The sequence below is a fragment of the Patiriisocius sp. 208BN25-11 genome, from assembly GCF_058147145.1.
Genome location: NZ_JBYVJY010000006.1, coordinates 44,138 through 66,940 on the forward strand (window position 1 = coordinate 44,138; position 22,803 = coordinate 66,940).

The 22,803-nt window shown below is 35.8% G+C and carries 22 protein-coding genes; 3 read left to right on the plus strand and 19 right to left on the minus strand.

Translation table 11 applies throughout. The features are described 5' to 3' along the window. The first annotated feature begins 66 nt into the window (after window positions 1-66). Window positions 67-699: a response regulator gene (locus ACY2RS_RS08865; protein ID WP_490098285.1), complete on the plus strand. Its 633-nt coding sequence runs from the start codon at window positions 67-69 to the stop codon at window positions 697-699. Between the two features lie 123 nt (window positions 700-822). Here ACY2RS_RS08865 and dnaG read toward each other — a convergent pair whose 3' ends face one another. From dnaG to ACY2RS_RS08900, 7 genes are all read right to left on the minus strand, one after another. Then, window positions 823-2,784 (minus strand): DNA primase, encoded by a 1,962-nt coding sequence (gene dnaG, locus ACY2RS_RS08870; protein ID WP_490098286.1) that lies wholly within the window; start codon window positions 2,782-2,784, stop codon window positions 823-825. A gap of 126 nt (window positions 2,785-2,910) precedes the next feature. Next, window positions 2,911-3,954 carry a hypothetical protein gene (locus ACY2RS_RS08875; RefSeq protein ID WP_490098287.1) on the minus strand — a complete coding sequence of 348 codons (1,044 nt, stop codon included), beginning with the start codon at window positions 3,952-3,954 and terminating at the stop codon, window positions 2,911-2,913. 101 nt (window positions 3,955-4,055) lie between these two features. Next, entirely contained in the window at window positions 4,056-4,913 is an 858-nt protein-coding gene (locus ACY2RS_RS08880; RefSeq protein WP_490098288.1) for a hypothetical protein, read from the minus strand. Next, window positions 4,900-5,466: an RNA polymerase sigma factor gene (locus ACY2RS_RS08885; protein WP_490098289.1), complete on the minus strand. Its 567-nt coding sequence runs from the start codon at window positions 5,464-5,466 to the stop codon at window positions 4,900-4,902. Before ACY2RS_RS08885 ends, ACY2RS_RS08880 begins: the two co-directional genes overlap by 14 nt. 156 nt (window positions 5,467-5,622) lie before the next feature. Then, window positions 5,623-6,600 carry a polyprenyl synthetase family protein gene (locus ACY2RS_RS08890; RefSeq protein ID WP_490098290.1) on the minus strand — a complete coding sequence of 326 codons (978 nt, stop codon included), beginning with the start codon at window positions 6,598-6,600 and terminating at the stop codon, window positions 5,623-5,625. An 82-nt stretch (window positions 6,601-6,682) separates the two neighbouring features. Next, window positions 6,683-9,217 carry an alkaline phosphatase family protein gene (locus ACY2RS_RS08895; RefSeq protein WP_490098291.1) on the minus strand — a complete coding sequence of 845 codons (2,535 nt, stop codon included), beginning with the start codon at window positions 9,215-9,217 and terminating at the stop codon, window positions 6,683-6,685. A gap of 10 nt (window positions 9,218-9,227) precedes the next feature. Then, window positions 9,228-9,377 (minus strand): hypothetical protein, encoded by a 150-nt coding sequence (locus ACY2RS_RS08900; RefSeq protein WP_490098292.1) that lies wholly within the window; start codon window positions 9,375-9,377, stop codon window positions 9,228-9,230. Between the two features lie 131 nt (window positions 9,378-9,508). Here ACY2RS_RS08900 and ACY2RS_RS08905 point away from each other — a divergent pair, with 131 nt between their 5' ends. Beyond that, window positions 9,509-10,333: a T9SS type A sorting domain-containing protein gene (locus tag ACY2RS_RS08905; protein WP_490098293.1), complete on the plus strand. Its 825-nt coding sequence runs from the start codon at window positions 9,509-9,511 to the stop codon at window positions 10,331-10,333. A 60-nt stretch (window positions 10,334-10,393) separates the two neighbouring features. Here ACY2RS_RS08905 and rlmN read toward each other — a convergent pair whose 3' ends face one another. The 10 genes from rlmN to ACY2RS_RS08955 all read right to left on the minus strand — a co-directional run bounded on the left by rlmN (window position 10,394) and on the right by ACY2RS_RS08955 (window position 19,774). Beyond that, entirely contained in the window at window positions 10,394-11,434 is a 1,041-nt protein-coding gene (rlmN, locus tag ACY2RS_RS08910; protein WP_490098294.1) for a dual-specificity RNA methyltransferase RlmN, read from the minus strand. Window positions 11,435-11,535: 101 nt separating this feature from the next. Further along, on the minus strand, window positions 11,536-13,158 hold the full coding sequence (locus tag ACY2RS_RS08915; protein WP_490098295.1) for a T9SS type A sorting domain-containing protein: 1,623 nt from the start codon (window positions 13,156-13,158) through the stop codon (window positions 11,536-11,538). A gap of 159 nt (window positions 13,159-13,317) precedes the next feature. Continuing rightward, window positions 13,318-14,367 carry a tRNA preQ1(34) S-adenosylmethionine ribosyltransferase-isomerase QueA gene (queA, locus tag ACY2RS_RS08920; protein ID WP_490098296.1) on the minus strand — a complete coding sequence of 350 codons (1,050 nt, stop codon included), beginning with the start codon at window positions 14,365-14,367 and terminating at the stop codon, window positions 13,318-13,320. Between the two features lie 164 nt (window positions 14,368-14,531). Continuing rightward, window positions 14,532-15,773 (minus strand): 3-phosphoshikimate 1-carboxyvinyltransferase, encoded by a 1,242-nt coding sequence (locus ACY2RS_RS08925; protein ID WP_490098297.1) that lies wholly within the window; start codon window positions 15,771-15,773, stop codon window positions 14,532-14,534. Beyond that, a complete protein-coding gene (locus tag ACY2RS_RS08930; protein ID WP_490098298.1) occupies window positions 15,770-16,009 on the minus strand; it encodes a hypothetical protein in 240 nt (79 codons plus the stop codon). Before ACY2RS_RS08930 ends, ACY2RS_RS08925 begins: the two co-directional genes overlap by 4 nt. Then, a complete protein-coding gene (locus ACY2RS_RS08935) occupies window positions 16,009-16,335 on the minus strand; it encodes a nucleotide pyrophosphohydrolase (RefSeq protein WP_490098299.1) in 327 nt (108 codons plus the stop codon). The genes ACY2RS_RS08930 and ACY2RS_RS08935 overlap by 1 nt, the downstream gene beginning before the upstream one ends. After that, window positions 16,335-16,787, minus strand: a complete 453-nt coding sequence (gene dtd / locus ACY2RS_RS08940) for a D-aminoacyl-tRNA deacylase (protein ID WP_490098300.1) — start codon at window positions 16,785-16,787, stop codon at window positions 16,335-16,337. Before dtd ends, ACY2RS_RS08935 begins: the two co-directional genes overlap by 1 nt. A gap of 47 nt (window positions 16,788-16,834) precedes the next feature. Further along, window positions 16,835-17,788, minus strand: a complete 954-nt coding sequence (gene rsgA, locus ACY2RS_RS08945) for a ribosome small subunit-dependent GTPase A (protein ID WP_490098301.1) — start codon at window positions 17,786-17,788, stop codon at window positions 16,835-16,837. A 41-nt stretch (window positions 17,789-17,829) separates the two neighbouring features. Continuing rightward, complete coding sequence (locus tag ACY2RS_RS08950) at window positions 17,830-18,915, minus strand: chorismate mutase (protein WP_490098302.1); 1,086 nt, start codon at window positions 18,913-18,915, stop codon at window positions 17,830-17,832. Continuing rightward, window positions 18,905-19,774, minus strand: a complete 870-nt coding sequence (locus ACY2RS_RS08955) for a prephenate dehydratase (RefSeq protein ID WP_490098303.1) — start codon at window positions 19,772-19,774, stop codon at window positions 18,905-18,907. Before ACY2RS_RS08955 ends, ACY2RS_RS08950 begins: the two co-directional genes overlap by 11 nt. A 247-nt stretch (window positions 19,775-20,021) precedes the next feature. Between ACY2RS_RS08955 and gldA the strand changes: the two genes are divergently transcribed. Next, window positions 20,022-20,930 carry a gliding motility-associated ABC transporter ATP-binding subunit GldA gene (gldA, locus tag ACY2RS_RS08960; protein ID WP_490098304.1) on the plus strand — a complete coding sequence of 303 codons (909 nt, stop codon included), beginning with the start codon at window positions 20,022-20,024 and terminating at the stop codon, window positions 20,928-20,930. Here gldA and ACY2RS_RS08965 read toward each other — a convergent pair. Then, window positions 20,917-21,666 carry a head GIN domain-containing protein gene (locus ACY2RS_RS08965; RefSeq protein WP_490098305.1) on the minus strand — a complete coding sequence of 250 codons (750 nt, stop codon included), beginning with the start codon at window positions 21,664-21,666 and terminating at the stop codon, window positions 20,917-20,919. The two genes, gldA and ACY2RS_RS08965, sit on opposite strands and share 14 nt — an antisense overlap. After that, the gene (locus ACY2RS_RS08970; RefSeq protein ID WP_490098306.1) at window positions 21,667-22,791 is read right to left on the minus strand and encodes an acyloxyacyl hydrolase; all 1,125 of its coding nucleotides are present in this window, start codon (window positions 22,789-22,791) and stop codon (window positions 21,667-21,669) included. Window positions 22,792-22,803 lie beyond the last annotated feature (12 nt).

Consider the following 22,803-nt stretch of genomic DNA (forward strand, 5'->3'; position numbering starts at 1 on the left):
ATAAGTATTACAACCTCACGCTTAATTTTCCCCACTTTATATAAGTGTAACACTAAAACTAGAAAAATGAAGACCGTATTTATAGCCGATAATCATCCAGTTACAAGAAAGGGAATAACTTGTATGCTCAAAAAAAATGAAAACTTTTCGATTATTGGGAAAGCGAGTAATGCTGAAGAATTATACGATAGCTTAAGAACCAACACTCCAGATATTCTTATTATGGAGATTGATATTCCACAAATTAATGGAATTAATGCGTTACGAAATATTAAAACTGAGTTCCCAGGAATGCGTGTGTTGATCTTCTCAACACATCCAGAAGAAATTTACGCGTTACGTTCTATCAAATCAGGTGCTGCAGGATATGTTCCAAAAACAGCATCCACCAAAACCTTCTTAAAAGCAATGAAACAAATTGCAAAAGGAGGTATTTTCTTAAATGAAGAACTCACCTCTACATTTACAAGTAGAAATGTAGGAGAAAGTAATGCGATAAGCCGTTACAAGAAACTTTCTTCTAGAGAAATTGAAGTTCTTAACTTATTGTCTAGCGGTAAAAGAAATAAAGACATTGCCAATGCATTAGACATTAACGAAAAAACGGTAAGCACCTACAAAACAAGATTATTAAAGAAATTGAAAGTAGACAATCTAGCCGATTTAATACACCAATCTAGAATGTTCCAATTTGGATAGTCTAGAGTTTCCGTTTTCATTTTTCTTATAAAATATAATGCAGCGTGTTATAATCCTTTACGGTTTCTAACACGCTATTTTTTTTCTAATTATTCTTTTTCCATTGCCGAAAAAGAAAACAAACTAGATAACCCGTCTTAATTTTTCTGATAAAATACTATGTAGTGTGTTATAATCCTTTACGGTTTCTAACACGCTTCTATCTTTATAGGCACCATCTTCGACAGGTGAGTTTATTAAATCCTTAATTTTTAAGCTTATTAAGAACCTTCGTAAATTGAGTATGGTTTCATTTACCACTTGTGCCACTCCCGTCTTTTTATCTTTCACATAAATCTCCATACGTTCCCAATCGTGCAGCGCGTGCTTCTCATCATCCATCAATATATCAGAGACAAGACTTGCTTGCGGAGCTTCTAAATCATTTATAAAGGTATCTACCTGAAAATCCTTCCCTTGATTTAATTGTGTAATAATTTCTGTATACAAGGCTTTAAAAGTAGTGTTCGTAAACTCAATTTCATCGTCTTGAAGGTCTAGATAGATTTTTTCAAAAACCTTATTCGTGCTTATTTCTGGCTTAAATGAAATTTCTCCTTGCTCATTAGCTTCAAGAATAAGGTCTTCAAATTCTTCTTCAGAGGTTCCATATAACAATAATAATTCTATTATTTTTCGTTCTAACTCAAAAAGAGGATCTACTTTTTTAGCAGGTGTTTTTGCTGGTGTTATTACATCAAAAGCTTGCTGTGGTTGCTTGTTTTTCTTAGCAGCTTCGTTGGCATCTTTTTGTAGTAGTTGCGCTAAGGTATTAAAGAGCACTTCTTCTCCAATATCCATAATACGCGCACATTCTTTAATGTAGATTTCTCGCTTTATATTATCGGGTATCTTTGAAATACTCACAACCATATCGCGAATCGTTTCTGCCTTTTTTATAGGATCATTGACCGCTTCTTTGGCAAGTAACGACGCTTTAAACGAAATAAAATCTTGTGCATGTTCTGCCAAATAGGTTTGCAACACATCTAAGGTATTGTTCTTTGCAAAGCTATCTGGATCTTCTCCTTCTGGAAAGGTGCAAATTTTGACATTCATACCTTGTTCAAGGATAAGATCCACGCCTCGAATGGAAGCTCTTAAACCTGCTGCATCACCATCAAACAGTACCGTAATATTTTGAGTAAGCCTATTAATTAATCGAATCTGCTCGGGTGTTAATGCTGTACCTGAAGAAGAAACGACATTGGTTATTCCTCGTTGTGCAAATTGAATGACATCCGTATAGCCTTCTACTAAATAACAATTATCTTCTTTGGCAATACTTTGCTTTGCATGGTAAATACCATACAAGACCTTGCTTTTGTGATAGACCTCACTCTCTGGAGAGTTTAGGTATTTGGCTGCCTTTTTATCGTTGGTTAAAATTCTACCTCCAAAACCCAAGGTACGCCCACTCATGCTTAGAATAGGAAACATGACACGCCCTTTAAAACGATCGAACTGCTTCTCCTCTTTAACTATAGTGAGCCCCGTTTGCTCCAAAAAGTTGAGCTTATAGCCCTTTTTAATAGCCTGATCTGTAAAAGCAGACCATCCATCGATAGAATATCCTAGCTTAAATTTTTCTATGGTTTCTTGTGTAAAACCACGCTCTTTAAAATAAGAGAGTCCAATAGCTTTCCCGGGCTCTGTTTTTAATAAGTTAGTATGAAAGTATTGGGTAGCATATTCATTGACCAGATACAAACTTTCTCGTGTATTGGCTTGTTCTTTTTGCTCGTCTGACTGTTCTGTTTCTTCTATTTCTATCCCATACTTTTTTGCAAGATACTTGATGGCTTCAGGATAGGTGAAATGTTCATGTTCCATTAAAAAGGTAACCGCATTGCCTCCTTTACCACTGGAGAAATCTTTCCAGATCTGCTTTACTGGCGACACCATAAAACTGGGTGTTCTTTCTTCACTAAACGGACTTAATCCTTTAAAGTTACTACCCGATTTTTTGAGTTGTACAAAATCGCCAATTACCTCCTCTACGCGAGCAGTTTCAAAAACAGTATCTATGGTGGATCGACTTATCATAGGTATCAAACAAGAATGTAAAACTACACAAATGAACTGTCAATATATAAAATGTGTGTCATATTTCAGCATAAAAAAAAGCGCTGTTTACACAACGCTTTTAAAGACTAACTAACACATAAAAAATTAGTCGAAATCAAATCGAACTCCGGCAGAAACATTACGCTGTTCTGGCCCGTTTTTAAAGATCGGATTTAGATCATACTTTACGTATAGAGACATGGTATCCCAGCCAAAATAACCACTCAAACCATATACAAAGTTGTTGGTAGATGAATTTAGCTTTGTCTTTTCTTTTACGTCTTGACCGTTTTCTTCAAATTTTAGCTTCTGGATGGTGTTTAAATTTAATCCGGCATATCCACCCAATCCAATTTTTACTTGGCTATGGGTATTAAAGTATGTTTTACCATTCTTCTCTACTCTTTTTGCTGGACCAAACTCAAAATGTAATGGAATTACCAAGTTGTCTTGGCGTATTTTAGATTTATCAAGGTCTAAAGGATATTCTTCTAATACTGGTGTTCCACTGGTTGTCACCACATATTTATTTCCTTCAGGCTTTAACCCATTGAACTGAAATGACAATCCGTATTTTACTCTAAACCAACCAGCATTTTTCAACACTCGAGTCGTCCAAGCATGTCCAATTTCAAAATATCTACTACCCCCTACTCTGTATGGAGAATCATCTAAAGACTGTCCGTCAATGATAGCGTTATTGAGACCAAAAGAGATTACTGTTGAAGAAAACGTTCTATTTAAATGACTCGACACATGTCCATCGCTCCTAAAAATCTTCTTGTCATTAAATTTCACTTTCACATTAAAGGAATCATAATCACCTCCATTGCGGCGCAATAAAGCAATTTTATTATCTAAAATAGCTGTCTTGTTTTCGATATTTAAAGCTCTTTTCTTGGCAACTTCTTGCTTTAAATTTTCAGCTTCGTCGGCAGAAATTTCATTGGCAGCGAGACGGTCTTCAATGTCGCTCACCTCGTTGGAAAGCAATCTTTTTTCTTCGTCAATAATTTCTTGCTTTCCCTTTTCGAGCGTTTCAATTCGTTCTAGAACACTCTCGTCTACGGTTTCTGTTTCTTGAGCTATGGCCAGCATACTTGAGGCTATCCACAATGCAATTCCTGTAATAAATGTAATTGATTTCATATTGTTTTTTTTTAATGATTACGTAGGTACCCTCCCCCGCCGAAGCGCGGGAGTATGACACTACATGATTGATGAATGAATTATTTTGTTTTTTGTTGGTATTAGTTACCCGTTGCTACCACGTTAGATTTTACGTATTCAAACCCTTCGCCTAATGCATATATAACCTTTGTACGTAACGACTGCTCCCTGTTTAACTCGATATCTCCCAGCAAAGCCATGGCATCTACTTTTTGAGTTTTTAAATCTGAGTTTTCTTTTAACTTTTGTTGCGCTTGCTTTAAAAGAGCATCTACATCTGTGGCTTTTGCAGCATCAGTTGTTGCAATTGCTTCCTTTCCTACTTCTGGCGTTTTATTAGAATTCGGATTTAATTTATTTTCTGAAATGTTAGGTATAGGTATTGGCACTTCTTCCTTTACAGTTGTATGGTATGCAATTGCATTTTTAGGTTTCTGAAATGGTACTGCTCCAGATTTTTGTTGTTGTTTATTAGGTGCTGCTTGCTTTTTGTTTGCATTAGCTGCAGATGCTACCCTTTCTTTTTCTGAAGTATTGTATTGGATTGCAGTTCCTTTTTGCTTAACAGCTTCTTGGTTTGACTCGACGTTGTTTGTGGTTTCATTAGTACTTGCTAAGCCTTCTGTTTGTTCTTCTGTTTGTATTATTTTGTTTTCTTGAGGAATTACTCCTTTAGTTTCTAGCACTTCTGTAGGAGTTGTTTCTTCTACAAAATCGGGGCTACCAATCTTGTCTGAGTTCTTAAAAACTATAGAGGCGATAATCACAAATCCTACAAATGAAGCCGCAATGGCAAACCAAGGAAAAGGTGATTTTTTCTTTGTGGGTGCTTCTGCATCCAACATTTTTTCTAGGCGATCCCAAGCAGTCGCAGAAGGCTGTAATTCGCGCTCCTCAAACTTCTCTCGGCTGTGCTCTTCAAATTTAGTGGGTTCCATACTTTATTTTTTGTTGTGCTGTAATTTGCTTTTGTAATAGCTTTCGCGCTTTAAACAACTGTGTTTTAGAAGTGCTTTCGCTAATCTGTAATAGCTCACTTATTTCGCTATGTTTGTATCCTTCAATGGCATGCAAGACAAAAACTGTTTTATAACCATTAGGTAAGGTGTCTATGATTTTTTGAATTTCGTCTACTTCAAAATTTGTTTCTTGATACGATACGTGTTCTATAGAGTTTTCTATCACTGTAGTATCATTAAAATCTAACTTTTTATCTTTTCGTAGTTGCGAAATACATTGATTTACCATAATTCGGCGTATCCATCCTTCAAAACTACCTTCGGCTTTAAACGATTGTAGGTTGGTAAATACTTTAAAGAAACCCGTAATCATTACTTCTTCTGCTCGCTCTGTAGACTTCATGTATTTTCTACAAACGCTTAACATCTTAGGAGAAAAAAGCTCAAACAATTGTTGCTGTGCTCTTCTATCATTTTTACCAGCTTTGGCAATGAGAGATGTATAGTTTTTATGTAATGAAATGAGTTTCAAAATACGCGATGCGATGGTTTCTATTTTTAAAGACGCAGGATCTTTTGTTTTGGTTGCCTAAAAAATTGAAAATAATTAAAAAAGTCAAGATGCAGTCTCTAACTTATTGTTTTAAAGCAATTTACACCCAATAAAATTTCCGAAGACAAATTAATTCTATTTCTTTCGCTCAATAACATAATTCACCATAAGCTCTAGAGCATCTCTGTAAGGTGAACTTGGATAGGTATGAAGAATTTTCAAAGCTCGTTGCTGGTAATCTTTCATTTGCGTAACAGCATATTGGAGACCGCCATGCTCTTTTACAAAGGCAATCACTTCTTTGACACGCTTTTTATCTTTGTTATGATTTTTTACCGAATTAATAAGCCAGCTTTTCTCTTTTGGACTTGCATTGTTGAGGGCATAAATAAGTGGGAGCGTCATTTTTTGCTCCTTTATATCTATTCCTGTAGGTTTCCCTATAGCTGCACTTCCGTAGTCAAACAAGTCGTCTTTAATTTGAAAAGCAATACCAATGAGTTCCCCAAAGGTACGCATGGCCTCTACTTGCTCGGGGTTAGCTTCTACAGATTTTGCTCCCATAGCACAGCAGGCTGCAATGAGCGTTGCTGTTTTTTGACGAATAATCTCAAAATAGACAGCTTCTGTAATGTCTAAACTTCTTGCCTTTTCTATTTGAAGGAGTTCGCCTTCACTCATTTCACGTACTGCTACTGAGATAATTTTAAGCAAATCGAAATCATTGTTATCTATAGAAAGCAATAAGCCTTTCGATAATAAAAAATCCCCAACTAAGACGGCAATTTTATTTTTCCAGAGCGCATTGATGGAGAAGAACCCTCTTCTTCGGTCACTATCATCTACAACATCATCATGGACTAAGGTTGCAGTGTGAATAAGTTCGATGACTGAGGCTCCTCTATAAGTACGTTCGTTAACTACACCATCATTATTCATTTTGGCAATTAAGAACACAAACATGGGTCGCATTTGTTTTCCTTTTCTATTTACAACATAATGTGTAATTCTATTAAGAAGCGACACTTTGGAAGTCATGGAGTTCGAAAATTTCTTTTCGAAAAGTTCCATTTCATCTTCTATAGGAAGTTTTATTTGCGCGACGACTTTCATGTGTAGTTCAAAGATAGCTAAAAAGTAAAACCCAATAACACAAAAAAATGCTATTGGGTTTTGTTAGACAAGGCAATACAATTTATTTAGTGCCTTTGTTTCTATAAAGAGATCTATCTACACAACTAGCCATTGCCTCTGTATCTAGAGGTGTCCCTATAAAACTAGTTACTTTCTCTAATGTTTTATTAGGATTTTCAAGGGTTTCTTTATAATCCACATATATCATTTCGATGTTTGGCTCTTGTTCTTTCCAACTCTCTATGTTTTGAAGTAATCTCACATACGAATTAAACAATGTTATTGGCATGTCTCCATCATCTTTACCGGTCATTACTCTTTGTGACTTTATAATTTCTGGAAGGTCACGCTTCATAAAAATAATTTTGTATCTGTATTGCGGATCTAGATATTTTAAGAGCGGAGCTACAATTTTAACCACTTTATTTTGAGCATCTCCCAACCAGGTATTGTCGGTATGCAGTTTCATGACGGGTTCGTACTCAAAATACCCTTTTGGGTTTGAAATATCAGCTTCTCGCACGCCATCTACTAGAGGCTCTAAACCACCCTTATTTAGCATCTGCATCATTAAAGAAGTTCCAGATCTTGGAAGACCCGATACCAATACAATTTGATTCTCTCTGTATTTCGTGGTACTTTTGTCTACAAGAGCTACTTCTTTAAGTTTTTCTTCTATATTTTCAAGTGCCATTTTTTCTTTAGCACTTTTCATCTTGGTTAAACTAGCAGCAGTAGTGTAAGCCATTTTTGCATTTTCTAAATCTCCAAGTTTCTCAAGTGATTGTGCAAGAATGTAATGCGCCGCAGCAACATTATGCACTAACTCAATACTAGTAATAGCATAGTCTACTGCCTCTTCGTATTCTTTTAGTTTATAGAGTGTTTCTGCCAATACGCGATGGTATTTTGCCATGTCTTGCATTCTATCGATAGCACCTTCAAAAGAAGTTCGTGCAAGAGTAAAGTCTCCCATTTTATACTGAAGAATACCCACACGATACCAAAGCTCAGAAATATCGGATCTTTCTTTTAAAGCAGCTTGTAAAACTGCCAACGCTTTATCCGTATAGCCCAATCCTTCTAAAATTTCGGCTTCAATAAAGAAAAGGTTATACCTTATTTTGGTATTTACTTTCTTCATTTTATCAAAATACTCTGCAGCTTTAAGAAAATCTTTCTTTGCGATATTAATAGCTACAAGATCTCTGTAGAATTCTGTTACATCTATTGGCTCCTTTTCTTGAATTAATTCTAATAATATCTTTTCGGCTTTATCATAATTTCTATTTCCCTTATACACTGTTGCTAAGTTGTGTTGGAGGTCACATTTTGTTTTATGAATTGCTGTCGTTCTATCTTCATCTGGCGCGTCAATATATCCTAATTCAATAAGCTGTTGCATTGCCTCCTGATCTGACAATGCATCTACCTCTGTATCTTTATCTAGCTCTCCGAAATCTCCTTCGACTTTATCCCAACTTTCTATATATTTTGGAGTTTGAAAATCCTCAAACATTTCGCCAATAACCCTACCATCCATGTCCTTACCAATAGGTAAGTTAAAATGGTGTAAAATGGTAGGTGCAATATCCATTAAGCCTAACCCGTAAAGTTTTGTGTTTTTCTTGATGTTTGGCCCCATGGCAGCAAACATCCCAAAATTTCTATGCTCCAAAGCTGGCGCCGCGTTAATTTTGGGCATGTCTAAAATACGTCTATCACCAGATTCATAACCGTGGTCACTCATCACTAAAACCGTGGTATCCTCATCAATAAGTTGAAGTTTTCTTCCCAACATCATGTCTTGGAAGCGGTAAGCTCCATTGATGACTTCCTTATAGATTTCATATTTATCTTGCTCTACTCCGTTTTGTTTTGGAGGATGAAACTTCATAAATGTATGGCAAAAATGGTCTATCATATCAAAGTATACAGCCATAAAATCCCATTCACTTGTCCTTAATAAACGTGTAGCTGCATTATGCACAGAAACGTTGTGTGCAAGAATATTTGCAAAAGCAACAAGTAAATGATCTTTACTCTGATCAATTTTTGCAGCATTTGGAATAAAAGGCAATATATGCTCTGGAGTTACTTCTGTAGGGAACATCCTTAAATCATGAAAGTTTTTCATTTCTTCTTTAGGATGAATTGCATCTGGATGTATGGGTTTTCTCTTTTCTGGATCTGCATGTACTTTCTGAAATTTATCAGAAATGACTACCCCATTTATAGGCTCGGTTGGAAAACTAGGCCACCAACCTACTAGATTACTTTTATACCCTTCATGATGCATAATATTCCAGAGAGCTCTGGTCTTTCTAGAGTGTGTTGTTACAGAGCGAACACCTCCCAAATCTGGCATGATTTCTACAAAACCTAAGACTCCATGCTTATCTGCTGTTTTACCTGTTGCCACAGAAGTCCACAGCATTGGAGAATAAGGCGGGTTCATGGTACTCATATTTCCGTAAACACCATTATCGATAATTTTTTTTAGCGAAGGCATGAGCCCTTTTGCCAATAAAGGACCAATTATTTGCCAATCTGCAGCATCCCAACCTATTACTAAAAACTTATTTTTTTTCTTCATCAATTATCAATTATTTTCTTTTTGAAATATTAGCCTCTACTTTCACCTTACGCCACTGTTTAAAGGCAACATCACCAAATGCCAACAACGATAAAGAACCGCTAACTGGAATGTTTTTTATCTCTATTTCTGCCTTAGGATCAACCTTCTTTTTAGTCATACTTTCTTAATTATATTCTAAATATTTTGTCTTGTGTTAAAATTTAGGTAAATTTATCTCAAATTCTAAGAATTATAGTGAGTTAAAGCCCTTTTTTTTTTAGAAACAATGTAACTTAATAATTATCAATAATGAAAAAAATTACTACAAAAAAATTAAGAAATTATTCGTCAATGTCAGCTGCTATCTTAGCTACTGCTGTTGCTTCTGGACAAATTGTTTACACAGATGTTGAAGATACTACTTTAGCTCCTGGTGATGCTAACGGTGGACGTTACAACATTGATTTAAACGATGATGGAACTGCAGATTTCTCTATCACAATCGCAGAAGCTGCAGGTGGTCTTTCTTTTGTAACTAGACCAAGAGACGAAATGGACAACCCTAACGGAGGAGCTTTTGTTGGTATACCAGCTGGTAACTACCAATACCCTCAATTATTGTTTGCTGGAGACGAGATTGATACTGCTAGCCCAAGAACAGATGCTGGTGTAAGAGGAGATTTAAACTTTTACGGATGTGCTTACAGTAACTCTGAGTTTTGTGGAACTGAAGAAGATGTATATTTAGGTCTTGTTTTTGATTTCGCTGGAAACTCTCACTTTGGATGGGTACACATGGACTTTACAACTGACGCTGCTACAGGAACCTATACTGTGAAAGGTTTTGCTTTTGATGCAACTCCAGAAGCTACTGTAACTGTTGGTGAAACATTAGGAACAGACGATCAAGCATTTAACGGATTTGTACAGTTTGTAGCTGACAACCAACTAAACTTGAAAGCAACTTCTGCGATGAACAGTGTAATGGTATATGACATCTCTGGAAAGCAAGTTATTTCTCAGAACTTATCTTCTACAAATGCTCAAGTAAACCTTAGTGGTCTTAACACTGGAGTTTACATCGCTACTGTAGCAATTGATGGTGCTGAAAAGACTTTCAAATTTGTAAAGTAATCTAAGAAATTAGAAACTACATATTATTAAAGAGCGCTATGAAAATAGTGCTCTTTTTATTTATTGTTTGTTTGCCAATTGGCCACAAGCCGCATCAATATCTTTCCCCCTACTCCTTCGAACTGTCACTGGTATTCTAGCCTTTTCTAACATAGAAATATACATCTCAAGCCCCTCTGTGCTAGCTTGCTGAAACACACCATCATCAATAGGATTATACTCTATGATATTTACCTTACAAGGAACATAGCTACAAAATCTAATTAGGGCTTGTACATCTTTTTTAGCATCATTAATACCCTTCCAAACCACATACTCGTAGGTTACTTTTTTTGAAGTTTTTTCATACCAATAGATAAGTGCATCTTTTAGGTCTTCTAAGGTAAAAGACTTTGCAAAAGGCATAATTTGCTCTCTTGTTTCTTGTATTGCAGAATGTAATGAAACAGCCAAGTTAAACTTAACTTCATCATCTGCCATTTTTTTAATCATTTTTGGAACACCAGAAGTAGACACTACAATTCTTTTAGGAGACATTCCTAAACCTTCTGGAGAGGTGATTTTTGAGATAGCAGCCAGTACATTTTTATAATTCATCAGTGGCTCTCCCATCCCCATAAAGACGATATTAGACAAAGGTTTATTGTGATATAATTTACTTTCCCTGTCTATAGCAACAACCTGATCATAAATTTCATCAGGATTTAAATTACGCATACGTTTTAACCTTGCCGTTGCACAAAATTTGCAATCCAAACTACATCCAACTTGAGATGAAACACAGGCAGTAGTTCTAGCTTCGGTTGGAATAAGCACCGATTCTACAATAAGACCATCATGGAGCTTTACGGCATTTTTGATGGTACCATCGGTACTTCTTTGAATGGTATCTACCTTTATATGATTAATTACAAAATGCTCCTCTAAATGATTTCTTGTTTCTTTAGACAAATTGGTCATCTCTTCAAATGTATGGGCACTCTTGCTCCATAGCCACTCATATACTTGATTCCCTCTAAATGCTTTATCTCCTGTACTCTCAAAGAAAGCACGTAATTCTTGTTTAGATAATGCTCGTATGTCTTTTTTAGTCTCACTCATGGTGTTACAAAAATACTATTATTTAACGCGAATTTCAGGAATAAAAAAATCGCTTCTTATTCTTTTAAGAAACGACATTTTTCTAACATTTCAGAAGAAAGTTATTTGTCAATAATTATTTTTTTTGTGATTTGCTGATTCGTATCCTCATCAATTAAATGTAGAAAATATATTCCATTAGCACAATTTTCTATGTTCATCACATTATTTGTGTTTGAAAGAGAACCACCCATGAGGCGCTGCCCTGTAGTACTGTAAAATCCATACACTAGGTTTGGATATCTTGTATTGTTTATAGTAATAGCTGTTGTTGCAGGATTTGGGTAAATCTCTAACACACCAATTAATTGATTGTCTGGTAAACCAAGAATATTTTGAAGTGACTCGGTAGTAATCTGTCCAGAATTTATTGGATCTAACCAATCCTTTAATCTTGTTTCTGGCGAATTTCCAGCATCCCACGACACCCCGATACGTCCATAAATATCATAATCATTGTTATTCTCAGTGCCATTACAATTAGACTGCCCCGCATATAACTGACCAATAATTCTACCCGACTCATTAAAAAGAGGAGAACCAGAAGAACCACTTTCTGTTGTACCAATTTCCCAACCATTACCCGTTCCAACAGAGGCGCCACCAATGAGCCAAACCTGAGTTCCATTTGCGTTCTCCTTTACAGCACCATCATCGTCTCTACAAATTTTCATGATATCTCCATTAGGATGATGAATACCAACCTCAAACAAAGGAGCTGTATCGCTTACATCCCAACCAGCAAAAGCTATATCCCAAGAAGATGGAACAGGATTTACCAATTCAACCAAAGCAAAGTCACTCAACGAGTTATTAGCACGAAGGGTTGCACCGCTTATGGTAAAGTTTGTTTGTATATCTATACTTGGTAATTCTTCTGCACACACAGGACTAGGACTCATCCAATTAAAACGAACTGTCCAATAAGTTGGATCACTATTTTGCAAACAATGATTTGCTGTTAACAAAAAAGGTTTTTTATCTTCTGCTGTATTGTTTATCAAAGAAGCGGAACATAAATACCCGTTTCCTAAGGTTAGTAAGGCAACAGATTTTTTTACAACATCCTTATACCCGCTAAAGTCATCTCCAGTTGGACAATTTACATCATAATTACAGGCACCACTATCGTTAAATCCTCGTGTTTGATCTACAAATTGAGTAACTCTACCCATTCTATATCCGTGGATAATGCTGCCAATATTTAATCGTGTGATTTGTGTTACTCCTGCAGGTTCAAAGTACTCTATCCATATAACATCTCCCTCAACAAACCAAGAACTCAATTTATTGTTTGGCGTATTTTCTGAGGCTCCATAAGACCTTGAGAAGTCTGTTCTATCGCCATTAAACATCTGGAGACGGCCTCCTTGTGGAATAAAGATATCGTTAAACTTTACACTTAAATTAATTGCTTCTGGAGATTTTATACCCGCAGTCCAAACACGACCTCCATCATCGGGAAGCTCAGTCCAAACACCATGGGTATTTATATCTATAGTCAATTCTCTTTCAATACCATAGCGCCAAGGTTGATCTTTGTATAGATCATTTAAAGCATCTTCTTGTGCAATTTCTTCAATATCAATGTCAGTCAATTCAATGATTTCAGAACTAGCTTCTAGGTCCATATCCCAGCTTATTGGATTTTGCGCAAAAAGCGGCAAAGCCATTAAGAGAATCAAGATTATGAAAGCTGTTTTTTTCATTAGAGTATTAGAAATTACAATAACTCAACTAAAATACATTATTTCAAGCAAATAGCCACTATAAAATGCGGCAAATACAAAAAAGCGCCACCATATGCATAGCAGCGCTTTTTAAAAAAATATTGGAATACCAAATTATATAATCAACATAGCATCACCATATGAGAAAAAACGATATTTTTCTTTGATAGCTTCCTCATATGCCTTCTTAATAAATTCATGTCCTGCAAACGCAGACACCATCATTAATAAGGTTGATTTTGGGGTATGAAAATTAGTGACCATAGCATTTGCAATACTAAAATCGTAAGGAGGAAAAATAAACTTATTGGTCCATCCAGAATAAGGGTTTAATGTGTGTTGAGAAGACACCGAACTTTCTAATGCTCGCATTGCGGTGGTACCTACAGCACAAATTCTTCTTTGCTTTTCAATACCTCTATTAATAATATCCACACTACTTTGGTCAATGCGCATTTCTTCGCTATCCATTTTGTGTTTCGATAAATCTTCTACCTCAACGGCGCTAAAAGTACCTAAGCCAACATGTAATGTAACCTCAGCAAAATCAACTCCTTTAATTTCTAGACGCTTCAATAAATGTTTAGAAAAGTGCAATCCAGCAGTTGGTGCTGCTACTGCCCCTTCTTCTTTGGCAAAAATAGTTTGATAACGCTCTGCATCTTCTGGCTCTACATCTCTTTTAATGTATTTTGGAAGTGGTGTTTCACCAAGCTCTGTTAATTTATTTCTAAACTCTTCATACGAACCATCAAACAAGAAGCGTAACGTTCTACCTCTAGACGTAGTATTATCAATTACCTCTGCTACTAGTGTTTCGTCATCACCAAAGTACAGCTTATTTCCAATTCGTATTTTACGTGCTGGATCTACTAGTACATCCCACAAACGGGTTTCTGCATTTAGCTCGCGCAGTAAAAATACTTCAATTCTCGCACCTGTTTTTTCTTTGTTTCCATACAAACGTGCTGGAAAAACCTTTGTGTTATTCATCACCAACACATCATCTTCATCAAAATAATTGATAAGATCTTTAAACATTTTATGCTCAATAGTTTGCTCTTTTCTATTTAAGACCATTAGTCGAGCTTCGTCTCTATTCTCAGCAGGGTACTCTGCTAATAATTCGTTTGGTAAATCAAATTGAAAGTGTGATAATTTCATAGAATATCGTGTGAATTTTAAATCAAAAGCAGCAAATATACAATCTGGAGATAGGCCTTGTCAAGTAAATGAGCATTTATTATTGAAAGTATTTTCTCTTCGGAAATGTTAGCGGGTTAAAAACACCCTAAAGCATGACCATGCAGCTCATATTTCCGAAGTACTTATGCTTCTGAAAATTGAGTTCTAATTCCTATTTTCTTTAGGTCTTTATAGAAATCTGGATACGACTTTGTGACTACCATTGGATCTTCGATGCAAAAAGAGGTTACCTGAGCTAAGGGCGCAAAGGCCATCGCCATTCTATGATCTTGATAGGTTTGTATGGTAATTGAATCTGCAATAGTATTAAAGTCTAGGGTATGTGCTGCCAGTTGCAAGGTATCTTCTGTTACTTTTACAGTAGCGCCAAACTTTGTAAGTTCTTTTTGCAAGGCCAACAACCGATCTGTTTCCTTGATTTTTAAGGTATGGAGTCCCGTTAACTCGCAAGCAATCCCTAAGCCAAAACAGGTAACTGCTAGGGTTTGGGCTATATCTGGCGTGCGTATTAAATCTGCCTTAAAAACGCCTTCTATCGTGTCACTATTCTTTGAAAGAACTATAGTATTTTCATTTAAACGCGTTGTTGTAACACCTAGTTTTTGATATAAACTCACCAAAGCAGTATCACCCTGCAAGCTATTTTCTTTGAAATTTGACAAGGTGATATGTTCGTTTTTTGACAAAGCAACACAACCATAAAAATAGGAAGCAGAGCTCCAATCTGACTCCACCGTTATGTTCTTTTTTAAGTCCTCTTTACAAGGCATTACTTGTATTTGTTGTCCTTCAAAAGAGCTAGACACGCCTATTTGGTGTAAAAGTGCTAGTGTCATTTCTATATAAGGTCTTGAGGTAATAGCACCTTCCAGGGTAATTGTTAAACCGCCCTCTAGTTGAGAACCAATGAGCAACAAAGCTGAGATGTATTGACTACTCACATGGGCTTGAATGGTGACCTTATTTCCTAGCCTAGCAGGTGCTATCTTGATAGGTGGATATCCTTCTGTAGCCGTATATTCAATTTGTGCCCCTAAATCACGTAATGCAGTAACTAATACTTCTATAGGGCGTTCTTGCATTCTTTTACTTCCAGTAAGCACCACTTCTTTTTGAGTAGTAGCTGCCAAATATGCCGTTAAAAAACGCATAGCAGTACCTGCGTGATGTATATCTAATACATTTTCACTTAAAGAAAGAGCCTTTTGTAGTACTTTGGTATCATCACTAGTAGAAAGATTATCGATAGTAATGGAAGGATACAATGCTTGTAAAATGAGCAATCTATTACTTTCACTCTTCGATCCAGAAAGTACCAAAGAAGCCTCAAGGGTGGTTCTATACTTTGATAATGCAGCTATCATGATCTTTTTTGATCTTGCTGTTTTAGCTTTGCCCAAAACTTACCATAAGTCATTACAAAACCATAGATAACTCCCCCTACAAGCAATGCTAAAACTGTTCTTGGACTCACTTGTAAAAAACCGCTATTAAAACCTGTAAATGCCCATTGAATAAAAAAGAACACAATAGCAAAAGCCAACGTAAGCATCACCACAGATTTCCAAAAGCCCTTATGAGAGGTTATTCTTTTAAACATTATTTTAATTTTTCGTTATTGTGGTGTCTATCGTGATCACGTTTTGTTTTAAGATCAAGTTTCTTATCAAAAGCATCTTGTAAATCGACTCCAGTTTGGTTAGCCAAGCACAAAACTACAAAGACTACATCTGCCAATTCTTCTCCGAGGTCTTTATTTTTATCACTCTCTTTTTCACTTTGTTCTCCATAGCGCCTTGCGATGATACGTGCTACTTCCCCAACTTCTTCGGTAAGTTGCGCCATATTAGTAAGCTCGTTAAAATAGCGAACTCCGTGGTTTTTAATCCAGGTATCTACGGCTTGTTGTGCATTTTTAATATCCATTATTCTTTGTGCTTTGAATCGATTGTTATGGTAACAGGACCATCATTTATGAGTGCTATATCCATCATGGCACCAAACTGTCCTGTCGATATTTTTTTTGCTAAGGTATGCTCCATGAGTTTCACAAAAGCTTTATAAAGAGGAATAGCTACATCAGGTCTAGCCGCTTTTATAAAAGAGGGTCTATTCCCTTTTTTAGTGCTTGCATATAACGTAAACTGACTTACCACCAGTACATCCCCATCTATATCTTGAATAGATAAGCTCATAGCACCTTCAGCATCTGAAAACACTCGTAATTTTGATATTTTACCCACCAACCATTCAATATCTTCTTGAGTATCTGCAGCTTCAATACCTAACAAAATAAGGAAGCCTTTTTGTATTGCTGAAATGTTAGTTCCCGCAACACTTACAGAAGCTTCTTTTACTCTTTGAATCACTACTCTCATAAACTAACGCAACGTAAGGTGCTCCTATTTCCGAAGAAAAAAAGCAACTACTCTTTTGAATTATAAATATCTTTTCTGAAATGTTCTTCTTCACCTTCTAGAATTTGAAGGTAACTTTTATAGCGAGACCAGGCCAAGGTATCATTTTCTAGCGCATCTTTTACAGCACATTTAGGCTCTTCTGTATGCAAGCAATTATTGAATTTACAGTGTTCTTTTAAATCAAAAAATTCTGGAAAATAATCGCCTAATTCTTCCTTTTCTACTTCTACCACACCAAAACCTTTTATCCCTGGGGTATCGATTATTTTGGCGCCAAAAGACAAATCAAACATTTCTGCAAATGTTGTAGTATGTTGTCCTTGTTGGTGTTGGGAGGAAATTTCAGAAGTCTTTAAAGACAAACTAGGTTCTAAAGCATTTACAAGCGTTGATTTCCCTACCCCACTATGGCCAGAAAACATAGCTACTTTGCCCTGCATCATTTCTTTAACCTTGTTTATATTTTTACCGGTTGTAGCAGAAATACCGAGACATTCATAGCCAATACTTCGATACAAAGCTGCAAGGTATTTGATCTCTAGTGTTTCTTCTTCGTTGTAGGTATCTATTTTATTAAACAACAAAACTGCTTTGATATGATAGGCCTCTGCAGTGACCAAAAAACGATCTATAAAAGAAGTAAACGTAGGTGGATTATTTAAAGTTACCAGCAAAAAAGCCACATCGACATTGGCGGCAATAATATGGGTTTGCTTCGATAAATTAACCGATTTACGAATGATGTAATTCTCTCTTGGCTCAATTTTATGAATCACGCCAATAGTTTCATCCCCCTTGGTTTCTACTTCAAAAACAACATGATCTCCAGCCGCAATTGGATTGGTACTTTTAATTCCTTCTATTCTAAACTTTCCTTTAATTCTACACTCATAAAAGATGTCATCGGTCCCTTTCACGGTATACCAACTTCCAGTAGATTTATAGACAACTCCTTTCATGAAGTGTAAAGTTGAGAAAAAAATGAGAGATACACCATAGCCTACGAAGGATTTACAATGTTTTTTTGATGGTTAATAGACTCTTGATGAATGGCTTTGTATATCTTTAAAATAAACTCTTCACTTAATTGATACTCCTCCCCTTCCAGAATCATTTTTCCTAAAATTTCATTCCAACGCTTTGTTTGTAGAATGGCAACATTATTTGCCTGTTTAAGGGCTCCTATATCATCCGATATGCGCATGCGCTTACCTAATGTTTCTATAAGCTGATGATCTAGTACATCTATTTTAGTACGTAGGGTATTCAATTTATTTTTAAACTCTACCGCATCTCCTTCTTGCACTCTAATGCGTAAATCTAAGGTCATTTGCTCTAGAGTACCTGGCCTAATTTGTTGCTTTGCATCACTCCAAGCATTATCAGGATCGAAATGCGTTTCTACCATCAAACCATCGTAATTGAGATCTAATGCGGTTTGACATAAATCGAATATAAGATCACGTCTGCCTGCAATGTGAGATGGATCTAAAATAAGTGGCAAATCTGGGAATCTATTTTGCAAATCGATGGGTATTTGCCATTCAGGATTGTTGCGATAGGTGTTTTTTTCATAGGTAGAAAATCCTCTGTGAATGACTCCTAAGTTTTTCACATCTGCTTCATAAAAACGCTCTACAGCACCAAGCCACAATGCTAAATCTGGGTTTACAGGGTTCTTAATTAGCACCGTTTTGTCGGTTCCTTTTAAAGCATCTGCTATTTCTTGAACAATAAATGGCGATACTGTGGTACGTGCGCCAATCCATAAAATATCTACATCGTGTTGTAACGCAAGATCTACATGATTCGCATTCGCAACCTCTGTAGTTGTTAACAGACCCGTCTCGTCTTTCGCTCTTTGCAACCACTTAAGACCTAGTGCACCTACGCCTTCAAAATTTCCAGGGCGTGTTCTAGGTTTCCATATACCCGCTCTTAGCACCGTAGTATCTGTATCTTTTAACTGGTGTGCAATTTTTAATACTTGTTCTTCAGTTTCAGCACTACAAGGTCCAGCGATCACCAAGGGGTGTACTAGTTCCATCTTATTTAACCAAGTGCGTAATTCTTTCTTATTCTCCATATATCAATTCTTTTTCTAGCTCTGTTGGAGCATTTTGCAAATTCTGTTTGTAAACTCCCAATATTTTTAATTCTTTAACTGCTTTTTCTAGTAATAAAGTAACTTCTTTAAAAATGCTATAATTGTTAAATAACACATCAACAAAAAAGGCATATTGCCAAGGTTTTCCCTCTATTGGGAAGGATTGTATTTTGGTTAAATTAATTTCAAAGGTACTCAACAACTGTAATATATTAGACAGACTTCCTATTTTATGATCTAACTGAAATTTTAAAGTAGCCTTGTTGGTTCCTGTTTCATCTCCCTCTTTTCTGCCAATCACTACAAATCGAGTTTTATTCTCTTTAATAGTTTGAATATTAGCATCTAAAATTGTTAATCCATATGCTTGTGCTACTTGTTTTCCTCCAATGGCAGCAACTCCTTTTAATTTCTTTTCTACAATATTTTTAGCCTCAGAAGCCGTATCTTTTCCTTCAATAATCTTACAATAGGGTTGTAACCTTTTTAAATACTCACTGCATTGTTGTAATGCAACAGGATGAGAATGCACCTCATCTATATCATGTATTGTTTGCCCTTCTAGTGCCATAAGATACATGTCAATCGTTAAAAAGGTTTCCCCAAGAATTTTAAAATCACCTCCATCGATTAAATTGTAGTTAGGCAAAATAGATCCCGCTATGGTATTTTCAATAGCGAGAACGCCAAAATCTGCGCGATACTTTTCTAAAGAATCTGCAACCTCTCGAAAAGAAGAACATGTTACTAAGTTTACTTTTTTCTCTGGAAAAAGCTGCTGTACGGCAAGGTCATGAAAACTACTTTCAATACCCTGAATGGCTATTTTTAATGACATACTATTTTAATTTTTGAACAAAAAAAATCCCAGATGCTATATCCGGGATTTTAAAATTATATTGTTATTAATTATCTACACAATAACCCCGTCTCGCTTCGTAAAAAAGAAGAAATACCAAAAGTTATAAAATGTACGTAAATTGTTCATTGTTCGTTTATATGGTACGAAAGTAAATAATTCTATACAACAACAAAATTTTTTATCCTTTTTTTAATACTGTATTTTTGCAATACATCCATATTCCATGTCAATAGAAGTTAAAAACATCTCTAAAAATTACAACAATCAAAAAGCGTTAGATGCTATTTCATTTAGTATTGCTCCAGGAGAAATTGTTGGTTTTTTAGGCCCTAATGGTGCTGGAAAATCTACCATGATGAAAATACTCACCACTTTTTTACCCGCCAATGAAGGGGTGGCCATCGTAAATGGATTTGATGTTTCTTTGCAACAAAAAGAAGTTCAAAAAAGCATAGGCTATTTACCAGAACACAATCCTTTATATCTAGACATGTATGTACGTGAGTACTTACAATTTAATGCAAATGTCTACCATATTTCTAAAGAGCAAGTAACCAAAGTGATTGATCAAACTGGTCTTACACCAGAGGCTGGAAAAAAAATAAAACAACTCTCCAAAGGATATAGACAACGTGTAGGACTTGCAAATGCTTTGTTACACGATCCTCAAGTGTTAATCCTTGACGAACCTACTACAGGATTAGACCCAAACCAATTGGTAGAGATTAGAGCTTTAATTAAAAGTCTAGGAGGTGAAGGAAAAGGAAAAACCATTGTATTATCAACCCATATCATGCAAGAGGTGGAAGCCATTTGCGAACGTGTCATTATTATTAATAAAGGAAGTATTGTTCTTGATAAGAGCTTAGAAGCACTTTCTAAAAATAAAGAACAAATTATTGAAGTTGAATTCGATTATCGCATCGAAGAAACTGCACTAGGAAAGATCCCTCACGTAAACAAGGTTGATAACACACGCGGTTTTAATTACCATATTTATTGTGATACTCAAGAAGACATGCGCGGTGTTGTATTTGATTTTGCCCATGACAACGGACTCAAAATATTACAGCTACACAAAAAAAACACTACCTTAGAAAAGCTTTTTATAGAACTTACTAGTCAAAAATAAGCTGTCCTTGATATGGAGTCTCAACATCGACTATAGGAGGTTCATTTTTACAAATAATATCACCCACACTTACAATACTACCTCGAATTGATTGTTGGGGATTGATCCTCCAATCTGCACTCCCTCTATGAAATACGGTTGCAAATTGAATTTCTAAATTAGGTGCAGTAACAGCACCATTACCTCCAAAAAACTGAAGGTTTGCATTGGTTACTTGTCCGCTAATATAAAATCGAGATAAACCATTGGCAACTATGTTTAATCTAGTTGCTTGCACTTCAAGATTAAAATCTCCATCGGTATGTGTAATTCCTGAAACCCCTTGATCTTCACTAATAAGTGTAAGTTCTGGAAATTGCAGTACCCCAATACTAGTGATTGGCAGACTTGAGCTTGATCTTATTTCTTGGATGTTGGGAGCCGTAATATATACTTTTGTAATTCCATAGTCACGCACAAGATTACAGCCATTATTATTAAAAAGATTGAGCTGTCCATCCACCACACTTAGTTCTATTTCTGGAAGTAAATTCTCTCCGGTCTCTACCATCACTTTATGAGTTTCTCCTTGACTTACAAACAGCTGTATTCCTTGCCAAACAAGTACTTTTGTAAAAGGAGCTACAGTAACTTCTGTCGCTACAATAGTGCCCGCTGTTTGCAAACAGTCTGGAGCATTTTCTGTATTGCAATCTGCAAACAACAGTAGTAAGAATATGTAATATATGTGCTTCATCTAGATTCGTATTCCTATTCCAAATTCTATAGCTTCTGCTTTTGCCCAAATAGACTTTACAGCAATGGTTGCAAAAAACTGATCTTTTAGTACATATCGTTTTAGTCCTAATCTATTATACACTCTACCTTCAAAATCATATGGATAATACACATAATATCCTAATTGAGATACAAAAGCGGTTTTGTTAAATAACAACTCATGACCAATAAAAAATCCGACTTGTTTATAATCTTCATCCCCTGTTAATCCGTCTTCGGGAAAAGCAATACTTCTATATTGAATATACTCTTCTAGAAATTTCATAAAGAAAAAATCTACTCCAACTTGTAGTTTGCTTTTGTAATTAATGCGCTTGTCTGCATAAGCAGAAGCTACATAGAAAGGAAACTGTCCAGATCTAATTACATTGCTTTCATTAACTCCAGATCTAAAAACAACATTGTATTTAATACGCTCTTTATAACTACCTGCACTATCTGTTGCCTTTCTCGGAATATACGTGGGTGTTTGATCAGAATCAACATCATAATGCACTCCAATTGTTGCTGCAACTGTATTGGTACTAGTGTTTGGCGCTCTAAAATTCCCATTGCTAAAGTGTATTAATTCTATCCCAGCATGCACACCTAAACCTCCTATAATTCGATCTTTGCGATAACTCAACTTTGCGAACATGGAAGTCACCAGCGCCGTGCCATAGGCATTATTATTAAAATTATCTACAGGATCATAAGGGTCTGTAATATAACTTAATCCTTGTCCTAAGGAGAGTGACAGGTTTCTTTTTAGAAAATAAAAATTGTAATGCCCATTGATACTAAATTGCTTACCAAGGTATGGTGCATTTGCATCTTGGTATATAAATGTAAAGCCCACATCTGGGTAATTATAAAGTCTTTGCCAAGTCTTTTCTCCAAATGTTTTCTTGTTAAATGCTACTGAAATTCCCTGGGGGTGTCCCAATATTAGATGCCCTAAATCTGGGTTGTGCTCTAGAATATTTCCGTAGAAATAATCTGCCTCAATACTATAAAAATACTTCACTACAGAACCAGTGTCTTCCTGTGATAGTAAGACATAACTACAAAAAAATAGATTGAAAATAAGTAGCCATTTTTTCATTTCCAAGATCTA